The 12,327-nt window shown below is 41.6% G+C and carries 10 protein-coding genes; 4 read left to right on the forward strand and 6 right to left on the reverse strand.

Annotated features, from left to right (window positions below):
* Positions 1-3 precede the first annotated feature (3 nt).
* Positions 4-564 (reverse strand): recombinase family protein, encoded by a 561-nt coding sequence (locus H3V11_RS07770; protein ID WP_001161490.1) that lies wholly within the window; start codon positions 562-564, stop codon positions 4-6.
* Between the two features lie 309 nt (positions 565-873).
* On the opposite strand from H3V11_RS07770, the gene H3V11_RS07775 reads away from it, so the two are divergent.
* The gene (locus H3V11_RS07775) at positions 874-2,451 is read left to right on the forward strand and encodes a PAS domain-containing methyl-accepting chemotaxis protein (protein ID WP_001323889.1); all 1,578 of its coding nucleotides are present in this window, start codon (positions 874-876) and stop codon (positions 2,449-2,451) included.
* A 590-nt stretch (positions 2,452-3,041) separates the two neighbouring features.
* Here H3V11_RS07775 and era read toward each other — a convergent pair.
* From era to lepA, 5 genes are all read right to left on the reverse strand, one after another.
* The gene (gene era, locus H3V11_RS07780) at positions 3,042-3,965 is read right to left on the reverse strand and encodes a GTPase Era (protein ID WP_025330737.1); all 924 of its coding nucleotides are present in this window, start codon (positions 3,963-3,965) and stop codon (positions 3,042-3,044) included.
* 228 nt (positions 3,966-4,193) lie between these two features.
* The gene (locus tag H3V11_RS07785) at positions 4,194-4,712 is read right to left on the reverse strand and encodes a DUF2867 domain-containing protein (RefSeq protein WP_037476324.1); all 519 of its coding nucleotides are present in this window, start codon (positions 4,710-4,712) and stop codon (positions 4,194-4,196) included.
* Positions 4,713-4,774: 62 nt separating this feature from the next.
* Complete coding sequence (rnc, locus tag H3V11_RS07790) at positions 4,775-5,503, reverse strand: ribonuclease III (RefSeq protein ID WP_037476322.1); 729 nt, start codon at positions 5,501-5,503, stop codon at positions 4,775-4,777.
* A 76-nt stretch (positions 5,504-5,579) separates the two neighbouring features.
* Positions 5,580-6,569: a signal peptidase I gene (lepB, locus tag H3V11_RS07795; RefSeq protein WP_198224131.1), complete on the reverse strand. Its 990-nt coding sequence runs from the start codon at positions 6,567-6,569 to the stop codon at positions 5,580-5,582.
* A 3-nt stretch (positions 6,570-6,572) separates the two neighbouring features.
* Positions 6,573-8,363 carry a translation elongation factor 4 gene (lepA, locus tag H3V11_RS07800; protein ID WP_037394958.1) on the reverse strand — a complete coding sequence of 597 codons (1,791 nt, stop codon included), beginning with the start codon at positions 8,361-8,363 and terminating at the stop codon, positions 6,573-6,575.
* A 421-nt stretch (positions 8,364-8,784) separates the two neighbouring features.
* On the opposite strand from lepA, the gene H3V11_RS07805 reads away from it, so the two are divergent.
* The 3 genes from H3V11_RS07805 (at position 8,785) to dinB (ending at position 12,271) form a co-directional block, all read left to right on the forward strand.
* Entirely contained in the window at positions 8,785-9,915 is a 1,131-nt protein-coding gene (locus tag H3V11_RS07805) for a M14-type cytosolic carboxypeptidase (RefSeq protein ID WP_084554133.1), read from the forward strand.
* A 154-nt stretch (positions 9,916-10,069) separates the two neighbouring features.
* Positions 10,070-11,116 carry a lysozyme inhibitor LprI family protein gene (locus H3V11_RS07810; protein WP_198224133.1) on the forward strand — a complete coding sequence of 349 codons (1,047 nt, stop codon included), beginning with the start codon at positions 10,070-10,072 and terminating at the stop codon, positions 11,114-11,116.
* An 84-nt stretch (positions 11,117-11,200) separates the two neighbouring features.
* A complete protein-coding gene (dinB, locus tag H3V11_RS07815; protein WP_198224140.1) occupies positions 11,201-12,271 on the forward strand; it encodes a DNA polymerase IV in 1,071 nt (356 codons plus the stop codon).
* Positions 12,272-12,327: the final 56 nt, after the last annotated feature.

Below are 12,327 nucleotides of genomic sequence, written 5' to 3' on the forward strand. Positions count from 1 at the left end.
GTGTCAGTCGTCCGTGCGGAGGTACTGGTAGAGGGTTTCCCGGCTGATGTTGAACTCGCGGGCAAGCTGCGCCTTGGGCTCGCCGGCCGTCGCTCGCTGCCGCAGGGTAGCAGCCTGCTCATCGGACAGGGCTTTCTTGCGGCCCCGGTACGCGCCACGCTGCTTGGCCAAGGCGATGCCCTCACGCTGCCGCTCGCGGATCAGGGCGCGCTCGAACTCAGCGAAGGCCCCCATCACCGACAGCATCAGGTTGGCCATCGGCGAGTCCTCGCCAGTGAACACCAGGCCCTCCTTCAGGAACTCGATGCGCACGCCGCGCTGAGTCAGCTTCTGTACCAAGCGACGCAGGTCATCGAGGTTGCGGGCCAGCCGATCCATGCTGTGCACCACCACTGTATCGCCTTCGCGGACGAAGCTCAGCAGCGCTTCGAGCTGGGGGCGCTGGGTGTCCTTGCCCGATGCCTTGTCGGTGAACACCTTGCTCACCTGGGTTTGTTCCAGCTGGCGTTCCGGGTTCTGGTCAAAGCTGCTGACCCGGACGTAGCCGATGCGGTGCCCCTGCACGATGTCTCCTTGGTTGAAGGCGGCTTAAGTGCACTTTCTGTTCCGTTGTGCCTCAAAGCCCATTTCTGTCAGGCTGAAATCTATAACCTTCGCGGGCATGTGTCAAAAAATGGGAAAGCAGACTCTATTCTGACGAAGCGGCGCGGCCCTGCCTGACATCAAGTTAGGGTATAGCCTAGATTGACATGCGCGATGCAACCCTTAACTTGCTTGCACCTATCGTTTCCATGCTAGCTTTATCGTAACGCTCAAGAAATTGGGCTTAATGCCGAAAACAATAAAATAAAACAGCCAACCCTTGAGGTTCTTATGCGCCAGAATTTACCAGTGACGGGTCGAAACTTAGAACTCCCAAAAGATGCCAATATTCTTTCGACTACCTCCCCTCAAAGCCATATCACGTACGTTAATCCTGACTTCATTAAAATCAGTGGTTTCACTGAGGAAGAACTATTAGGCCAGCCTCACAACATCGTAAGACACCCAGATATGCCGCCTGCTGCATTTGAGCATATGTGGAGTACATTAAAATCTGGCCGCTCATGGATGGGGCTAGTAAAAAATCGCTGTAAAAATGGCGACCACTATTGGGTAAGTGCTTATGTAACGCCAATAGCTAAGAATGGTTCGATTGTTGAATACCAGTCTGTAAGGACCAAGCCTGAACCTGAGCAGGTTTTGGCTGCGGAAAAATTATATGCTCAATTGAGAAGCGGGAAGGCCGCGAGGCCGAAATTGGCTGCTAGCTTTTCCGTGAAAATACTCTTGCTCATATGGGGTAGTATTATATCAAGCGCAATGGCTGCCGGCATGCTTACTGATACATCAATAAGCAGCTTATTGTTAGCCACTTTAATGTCAGGAAGCTTAAGCTCTGTTAGTGTTTTGGCTATTCTCTCTCCTCTTGGAAGACTGGTTGAAAGAGCCAGGAATATTTCCAATAACCCATTAAGTCAATCCCTCTACACTGGGCGCACCGATGAGTTTGGCCAAATAGAGTTTGCTTTACGAATGATGCAAGCTGAAACAGGCGCCATAGTAGGTCGCATAGGTGATGCATCAAATCGGCTTAGCGAACACACCCGAGGCCTACTAAAGGATATTGAGTCAAGCAATGTACTTACAGTTGAGCAGCAGGCAGAGACAGATCAAATAGCAACGGCAGTAAACCAAATGGTGGCAAGCATTCAAGAGGTTGCGAGCAATGCACAGCATGCTGCAGATGCGGCCGGAAGAGCAGACACTGAGACGGCATCTGGCCAGCGTCTGGTAGCCCACACAAGCCAGTCAATCACTGCCCTTGAAGGTGAAATTAGGCAAGCCACTCAGGTTATTCATGAGCTTGAAGGTCAAAGTAACGAGATATCAAAAGTTCTTGACGTTATACGAGGGATCGCCGAGCAAACGAATTTGTTGGCACTCAACGCAGCAATTGAGGCCGCGCGTGCTGGTGAGCAGGGGCGTGGTTTTGCTGTTGTCGCCGATGAGGTTCGCAGTCTTGCTGCTCGCACACAGCAATCGACAACGGATATTCAAAGCATGATCAGCGCTCTACAAGAGCGAGCGCAATCCGCTGTTACAGTCATGGAGCAAAGTAGTCGGCAAGCGCACACGAGTGTAGCTCACGCAGAGGAAGCAGCTACAGCTCTTGATGGAATTGGCCAACGCGTTAACGAAATTACCGACATGAACGCGCAAATAGCGACTGCGGTCGAGCAGCAGGGAGCAGTAAGTGAAGACATAAACCGCAGTATTATCAATATACGCGATGCTGCTGATACCAATGTACAGACCGGGCAGAATAATTTGCAAAGTGCGAAATCTGTCGCTCAGTTAACTAGCGCTCTGAGCGAACTGGCAAAACAGTTTTGGGAAAAACGAGGATAACGCTTTTCAGTATCTCGACAGGGATAACTTACTTTACCATCGGTTATCCCTTTTAGCCGCACAAATTTTAGCCATGGCTTTTCAGGAAGTCAGGGCTATCAGAATGGCCTTAGAAAGCCTAGTCAAAGAGCTGTCACGAGAACACCGTTAGCTTAGCGTACGATTTTTTCCGAATTCTGCGGTTCCCCCTTCTTATAAAATATTAACAATTTTTGATTTTTATGCTGATAGAATTCTATTTACTACATTTATGCTGTGGTCCGTATTGTTCATATTTACCTTGAAACGAAATAAAACAATATATTTTATTTTTAAAAAACACTAATTTTTTAAACATGTATTCATCTTCGGTTAATCGCTCAGCTACTTCTCAGCACCGCAATACTTTCTAATTTTTTTAAATCATTATTGGAAAAATTAATAGATATTTTCTATCTAAATTAAACCCATCAATATTTGGTTCACTTACCCTGTACAAAATCATAATTAGTCAGAGCTTGTTTCTAAAAATAATAATTTTAGATATCTGTAATGCTGATACCAGAATAAAAATTAATACATATTAAGTCTAAGAGTGCCAGACTCTTACCTCACATTCCTAATTCACGCAAAAAGCGAATATCATCAGCCCAGCCGGATTTTACTTTTACCCAAACCTTTAAAAAAACTTTTGTTTCAAACAATTTTTCCATATCCAGTCTGGCTTCAGTAGATATCTTTTTCAGTTTTTCCCCGCCTTTACCAATTAAAATGCCCTTTTGGCTTTCCTTATCTACCAGAACTGCAATATAAATCCGGTAAAGTCCGTCTTCCTCGGTAAACTGTTCTACTTCGACATTCATAGCGTATGGTAATTCTTCACCAAGATAACGAAACAGTTTCTCCCGCACAATTTCCATAGCAAGAAATCTTGCCGATTTGTCTGTCACCATATCTTCAGGATAGAGCGGAATACCTATTGGCAGCATGGGCTTGAGAACATGCACAAGCTGAGCCACGCCCAGTCCGTGCTTTGCACTCACCAGAGCAACCTGAGTGAATTTATATGCCTGCTGTACTTCATCAATAAAGTTCTGCAGTACACTTTGGTCTTTTGCCTTAGCCTTATCGACCTTATTAATTACCAGCACTACCGGAATATGTGCAGGTAATTGTTGCAGTACTTCTCTGTCTGCATCCGAAAAGCGCAATGCTTCAATCACAAATACAATAACATCCACACCGGCAACTGCCTCAGTAACATTCTGATTGAGACGGTCATTAAGTGCATTGCGATGATAAGTCTGAAAACCAGGGGTATCTACAAATATCAGCTGTGCTTCATTATCGGTATAAATACCATTAACTTTATGACGAGTAGTCTGAGCTTTTTTACTGGTGATACTGATTTTCTGACCAATAAGGTGGTTCATTAATGTGGATTTTCCCACATTAGGCCGGCCAACAATTGCAACAAACCCGCAGCGAAAATTTTCTGACTGAGGTGGATAATTGTAACTGGATACTTCAGACATACATTCTTTCTTAAATGATACAAATAACCATAAAATGGTTGATAATAAGCTGAATTATTTCAAAACAAGTAAAATGAATTCAGCTAAATAACACATTGCAAATACCAATTATAAACTACTAAATTACCTGAATATATACAGTTTTATTCGAACGATTTTAGAGAAATGGAGTCATTCTTACTGAACAAATACTTTATGAATACTAAGTAACGAAAGACCTCAGAGTGATTAAACAATATTTTCAAAAAGTTTATTTACAATAAACGGATGAAGTTTACTAACTGGCATCATATATAACCGTCCCCAGAAATTATGATTTTTTACTGAAGCGATCAGATAAAGCATTTTTTTATCCGGCTGCTGGGTATTATCAGTAATACGCAGGCAAAGACAAACATCTAAATGAGAATCTTTAATCTCTAAAGTAAGTTTATCTGCAGTATTTTCAGTAATAGTAAAGAAATGTGCTGAATTTGTTTCACCGGATTGAATCCTCTCCTCATCCAGATAAGTAAATCCCTCTATAGTACGTATGCCTGCAGGTCTAACTATATTATCTCTGATTTTAAATAATATCCTTAGCCATTCAGGCTGACGTGAAGTCATCATTTTATATGCTTCAAAAGCTGTAATATTTTTACCGATTTCTTTTTTCTGGCAATCAAGATAGTCTGGTTTATCCGCAATCAGGCTAACACACTCGGGTAATTCATTCAGTATTTCAGAAATTGACTTTGTTTTTCCCATTATTTCCCCTTTATTGTAAGACAATAACTAATAACAATATGCCACCTTCAATATATTGTAACTTATTTATTTTTTCTAGGTTTAGCTGCCGGAAACTGCTTTTCTAACCAAACAAGAGCTGTTTGTGCGGTTTGTTGTTCTGCTTCACGCCGGCTGTGTCCGGCTGCTTCAGTCTGAAAGCCGATTTCTCCTAAATCACATTGCACTACAAATTGTAAATCATGAACATCACCAATCTGATCTACAATCCGATATTTTGGCAATGGCATATGTCGTGCCTGCAAAGCTTCCTGCAGACGTGTTTTTGCATCTTTTCCACTATTCTGAGGATTAATATTACGGATGCGGTCTGCGTATAAATGTCTTACGACAGTCTCAGCTGTATTAAAATCTGCATCAAAGCTCACTGCGGCAAATAATGCTTCCATAGCATCGGCCAATATAGATGGCCGCCGGAAGCCACCGCTTTTTAACTCACCAGTACCCAGTAATAAAGCATCTCCGATTTTTAGTTCAGTTGCAATCTGAGCCAGTGTTTCCTGATTAACCAGATTCGCCCGCATTCGTGAAAGTTCACCCTCTGTCAGGCGCGGAAATGCATTAAACAGCATTTTAGCTACAGAATAATTTAAAATCGAATCACCAACAAATTCAAAACGTTCATTGTGTAACGCACTGTAACTGCGGTGAGTTAAAGCCTGCAGCAATAAATCAGACTGCTTAAATTGATAGCCAAGCTTTTGTTGTACATATTTCAAAGCATTTTCATGGCGTACATCAGTTTTTCTCATTTAACCGTCTTTGATAATGAATAACCATAATTAAATAAACAAAGCGCAAGAAAAATCTTGCGCCCGGTATCAGATATTACTGAATCTTCGTACCGATTCGTTTCATATCACCCATATTCAGCCATACCAGAAAAGCTTTACCTACAACAAGCTTATCATCTACAAATCCCCAGTAACGGCTATCTTCACTATTGTCGCGATTGTCACCCATCATGAAGTATTTTCCTGCAGGAACGGTACAACTAAACCCACTGCCATCAGTCTCATAGTTACACAATTCCCGATCTGGAAAATCAGTATGTACTGCTTGCAGAATAACTGGGGGTTGCTGAGGCATTTTCAGTATCTGAATCGATTTATTACCAAGCTGCTCAGTTACCTGCTGAGCCTGCATATTGATATTTCCAAACTGAGGAACCTGTTCGGAATAATTATAAATTTTCTGCTCATCAGTATCAGTGATTACTTTACCGTTAATTGACAGGATTTTATCCTTGTATGTAATAACATCACCCGGCAGACCGATTACCCGTTTAATATAATTTATACGTGTATCTCGGGGGTAATTGAATACAATTACATCACCACGCTCTACTTTGTTTACCGGAATAAGTACATTATTCAGAATTGGCAAACGGATACCGTAAGTAAATTTATTCACCAGAATAAAATCACCGGTAATCAGACCTGGACGCATAGAGCTGGATGGAATCTGAAAAGGCTCAGCTAAAAAAGTGCGCAGAATAAATACCACCAGAATAATCGGAAAAAAACCACTCATGTAATCAGTAAAATGATTGTTATCTACATGCCCCGGATTTTTTTTCTTCAGACTACGATGGATAATCCAGGCTATTCCTGTTAACAATACAAAAATCAGCAGAACTGCGGTAAAACTCATTTTGTACGACAATACACCAAACGCACCAACCAGAATCAGCAAATACCCCCATTGTAATGCTCCGCTCCATTCCCCGTTTTCTTCACGCTTTTTCGAGCTTTTCAAAAATAGAACTATCCCCAGCACCAGAAGGATTGCTGCGCCTATAATCATCGTGTTTGACATTTATTAATCTCCAACCTGTAAAATCGCCAGAAAGGCAGATTGTGGAATTTCTACATTACCTACCTGTTTCATACGTTTTTTACCGGCTTTTTGTTTTTCCAATAATTTTTTCTTACGGGTAATATCGCCGCCATAACATTTGGCCAGCACATTTTTGCGCAGAGCTTTTACGTTTTCACGCGCAATAATTTTACCGCCGATTGCCGCCTGAACAGCAATATCAAACATTTGTCTCGGAATCAGCTCACGCATTTTAGCTACCAGCTCTCTGCCGCGATGAACTGAATTACTGCGATGAACAATCAGACTAAGCGCATCAACTTTTTCACTATTAACCAGAATATCCAGTTTAACCAGATCTGCAGCCCTGAATTCGAGAAACTCATAATCAAGCGAAGCATAGCCGCGTGAAGTTGATTTCAGCTTATCAAAGAAATCCATCACGACTTCATTCATTGGCATTTCATAAGTCAGCATTACCTGCCGGCCCATGTATTGCATATTTCTCTGAACACCGCGCTTCTGATTACACAATGTCATTACCGCACCGACATATTCCTGAGGCAATAATATAGTTGCTGTGATAATAGGCTCATAAATTGCTTCAAGTGTACCGATATCAGGTAATTTAGACGGGTTCTCAATCTCTAAGCGTTCACCGCTTTTCATTAATATTTCATATACCACTGTTGGTGCAGTGGTAATCAGATCCATATTAAATTCTCGTTCAAGCCTTTCCTGGACAATTTCCAGATGCAGCAGACCAAGAAAACCACAGCGAAAACCAAATCCCAGTGCCTGTGAAACTTCCGGTTCAAATTTCAGTGCAGCATCATTAAGCTGTAATTTTTCCAGAGCTTCACGTAATGCATCGTAATCGTGACTCTCAACAGGATATAAACCGGCAAACACCTGCGGCTGCACTTCTTTAAAACCGGGTAAAGGTTCGCTGGCCGGCTCCCGCGCCAGGGTAATCGTATCACCTACTTTAGCCGAACCAAGCTCTTTGACACCGGTAATTAAAAAGCCTACATCACCGGCTTTTAATTCCTGCTTCTGCACAGATTTAGGTGTAAATATACCCAATTGTTCTACCTGTGTTTCGGCTCCTGTGGCCATGAAACGAACTTTATCTTTCAGACGTACCGTTCCATCGACCATGCGTATCAGCATTACTACGCCAACGTAATTATCGAACCATGAATCAATGATTAACGCTTTTAAAGGCGCATCATTTTTACCAGTAGGTGCCGGTACTTTTTTTACAATCTCTTCCAGTACATCCTCAATACCGATGCCGCTTTTAGCAGAACAGCGTACAGCATCAATGGCCTCAATTCCGATAATATCTTCTATTTCTTCTATAACCCGCTCAGGCTCTGCTGAAGGTAAATCAATCTTATTTAGAACGGGTAAAACCTCTACCCCCAGGTCAATAGCTGTATAGCAATTGGCTACGGTCTGAGCTTCTACCCCCTGTGATGCATCTACCACCAGTAATGCACCTTCACAGGCAGAAAGAGAACGGGATACCTCATAGGAAAAGTCCACATGCCCCGGGGTGTCAATCAGATTAAGCTGATAAACCTGCCCGTCACGAGCTTTATACTGTAAAGCTGCAGTTTGAGCTTTAATTGTAATACCGCGCTCTTTTTCAATATCCATGGAATCGAGTACCTGTGCACTCATTTCCCGATTTTCAAGACCGCCACAATACTGAATAAAACGATCAGCCAATGTCGACTTCCCATGGTCAATATGGGCGATAATAGAGAAATTGCGTATATTGTTCATGTAAGCCAATAATTCAAATTAATTCAGACAGCAACATTCTGGTAAATCAATACCAGAAAACCAGAAAATAACTGCTTATTTTAGCGGAATGTACTGTAGCGCGCCCAAGAATTTATAATAATTCAGAAAAGCTTTTAATTTTCAAACATTAGAGCTTAAAAGCTTTCATTAAATTTATCACTCCGGGCAAAGTGCTAATAAATTAACAGATTTTTAAATATTCACACCTTAAGCAGATATTTTAATGTTCAAATTAAATTTTAAACTCATAAAATAAATTTTAAGCGGTACAGAAATTATTTATTAGCAAAGCGATACTATATTATCCTGCCATAAATTTTGTCTGACAAACATAGAAAGTCACTGCCAGAAAGACTACAATATCTTTAACTCAGTTGTTTATTTCAATGAAAGTAGTTGTATGCTAAAAATCAGCACACAGTTTGATGGTGGTAATATTGAGATTGTCGATGCCAGTGATCCGGCTAATATCCAGCTCAAATTACCTAAAGACAATGCGGCCGAATTTCGGCAATGGTTTTATTTCCGTGTACAGGGTGTTGCCTATCAGAATATTCGCCTGAACTTCATTAATACAACTGAATCCGCTTACCCGGAAGGTTGGGAAGATTATCAGGCAATGTGCTCTTATGATCGCATCAATTGGTTTCGTGTTCCTACAACTTTCGAAAACGACATATTAACTATTTCTCATACTCCGTTATCCAATAGTGTTTACTATGCCTACTTCGAACCTTATTCATATGAACAGCATCTGAATTTACTAGGTGACAGTCAGAGCAGCGGCTTATGCCAGATAGAAGATTTAGGCAGCACTATTCAGGGACGTGATATTAATCTGCTGACAATTGGCAATCAGGTTGCCAGCGATTTGAAAATCTGGGTGATTGCGCGTCAGCATCCTGGCGAAACGATGGCTGAATGGTTTATTGAAGGTCTGTTAGGCAGATTATTAGATCATCAGGATCCGACAGCACGTGCTTTGCTGGATCAGGCTACATTTTATATTGTTCCGAATATGAACCCTGATGGATCCGTACTCGGTAATCTGCGTACTAATGCTGCTGGAGCAAATCTCAATCGCGAATGGTTGCAGCCCAGCATGCAAAACAGTCCGGAAGTTTATCTGGTACGTGAAAAAATGCATGAAACAGGAGTGGATTTATTTCTGGATATTCATGGTGATGAATCTATACCTTATGTATTTCTTTCAGGTAATGAAGGAATTCCTTCCTTCGATGACAGGCTGCATTCGTTACAGGAAATGTTCAAACAGGCCTTTCTGGTAGCAAGCCCGGATTTTCAGGATAAATATGGTTATGAAAAAGATGAACCGGGTAAAGCCAATCTGAATATTGCTACTGCATACATTGGCGAAACCTTCAAATGTTTAGCTTATACACTTGAAATGCCATTTAAAGACAATAATCAATGGCCGGATGACGATTTTGGCTGGAACGGCCAGCGTTCTCTGCGTTTGGGGGAAGCAATTTTAAGCCCGATTTACTCTATACTGGATAGTTTGCGTTAAATCAGTAATATTGTTTCCAAAGCCTGAGAGATATTTCAGGCTTTTTGTATTTTTGAGTAAAATCAAATGATTAATAATTACATACGCAGCATAATAAAGATGCATTATTTGTAATCAAGTTGTCTTTTATCCATTATCAATATAGGAAACAATCATGAAAAGAAGCATACTTGTATACAGCATCATCGGTATTATTTCTCTGGCAGCCTGTTCAAGGGATGATTCAGAAGCATCTAAAGCAAAGCTAAGCTGCAATAGTGAGCAGCTTCGCAGTCAGATTCAGCAAACCCTACAGACAGGTATCAATAATAATGTTCATCAGTTCGCTCAAAATGACAGCCGTCAGTTTGTAGATGCAGATAAAGTAATCAATGCCAGCCATGAATTATCTGTAGCCGTATCTGATGGCAAGCTGGATAAAGACAATAATGGTAATCCTGTTTGCAGCAGTGAGCTAAAAATTACCGTTCCCACTAATATTTGGCAGCAAATTCAGACAAATGCTCCGTTGTTATTTGGTAAAACCGATTTTATTGCCCATCTGAATCAGCAGTTGCAAGGTAATGAAGTTACTCTGCATGATAATGTTTTTTCTAAACCTATCCAATATGCACCTGTTTCAGACAGAACAAATGCTAATGCGGCATCTGTAACCAATTCTGCCAGCAAATTTGATCAGACTGGTATTCAAACCTTAAGTACTGTTTTAGGTAATGCACTATTACCCTATGGTATCAAGGATACAGTCATGATTGCCGGACATATGTACAATCGTGCAGATGCTATCAAGCTGATCACTAATCCCAATGCCCAGGTTTTACCATTAGATCGCCTCAGCCCGGAAGCTCAAAAGGCTAGTGATATTCTTAACGGCCATTCTTTAGCAACAGAGAGTAATAATCAGGCTGATAACAATCATGTTATCCAAAATGATATAACTGCTGATCAGTTGCAGCAGGCACGGGATAATAACCGCAATGCCAATAGTGTTATTAATGCGAAATGGCATAATCTGAACGATACTGTTCGTAATACCTTGCAGCAGGAAGAACAGAAATGGATAGCCCAGAAAACCAGTCAGTGTCAGGCAAAAGCGGCTAAAGCTGGCTCGCCCGCTCAGGCGGAACTAATACGGCTGGAATGTGATACACTAATGACTAATGAACGTATTAAGTATCTTAACGGTTATAGCCTGCATTAATTCGTCATTATTAGTCTGGACATCAGTATTATTTTTTATATTACTGGTGTCTGATCCTACATATTTAATAAATAAAGTATAAACATGTCGGATCGGAAAATCATTCATATTGATATGGACGCTTTTTATGCGTCAGTAGAGTTGCGCGATTGTCCCGAACTTAAAAGCAAACCTGTTGTGGTTGCATGGGATGGACCAAGATCAGTAATTTGTGCCGCCTCGTATGCGGCTCGCAAATATGGATTACATTCTGCTATGGCTGTATCTACAGCTAAGCGATTATGCCCTCAGGCAATTTATATTACTCCGGATTTCAATAAATACCGTGCAGTATCCCAGCATATTCACAGTATCTTTAGCCGCTATACACATCAAATTGAACCCTTATCTTTGGATGAGGCTTATCTCGATGTCACTAATTATCAGGGTAAACTGCCTTATGCCCGGGATATTGCCAGTGAAATACGCGCATCAATTCTGTCAGAAACCGGTTTGACTGCCTCCGCCGGTATTGCTCCTAACAAATTTCTGGCTAAAATTGCTTCTGACTGGCGCAAGCCAAACGGTCAGTTTGTTATTGCCCCTTCGCAAGTAATGAATTTTTTGCAGAAATTACCATTAGGTAAAATTCCCGGAGTCGGTAAAGTAACAGAACAGAAAATGCATGCCTTAGGCTGGAAAACAGTCGGAGATTTAAGTCAGGTAAGCTTATCTGTTTTAGTGCATCATTTTGGGCGCTGGGGATACCGGCTGTTTGATCTAGCTCAGGGGCGTGATGACCGCGAAGTTACTCCTGAACGTAACCGCCAGCAGATATCTACGGAAATTACACTTATCGAAAATGAAAATCTGATTAAAATCGCCCGCCATCTGCCTGACCTGGCACAGACATTGGTAGAAACGATGCAGCAGAAACAGTTGCAGGGAAATTGTGTAACTTTAAAATTAAAAACTGCTGATTTTCAGATTCATACACGTTCTCAAACTTACTCTTCTCCTTTACCTGATGCTGCAGCTTTGATTGCTGCCGGGCAGGATTTACTCAAGCGGTTACCGGACAATGGCGAACAATTCCGTCTGATTGGTCTGGGTATCAGCCATTTCTATCAGCATGAATATCAGCCTGATTTATGGACTTCTGAAAATGCATTCTGATGATACCTCCCTAAAACAATTTCCGACTACATCGCACTACATTTTTCTGGCTTAAG

Source organism: Snodgrassella sp. W8158 (assembly GCF_016100435.1).
GTDB classification, from domain to species: domain Bacteria; phylum Pseudomonadota; class Gammaproteobacteria; order Burkholderiales; family Neisseriaceae; genus Snodgrassella; species Snodgrassella alvi.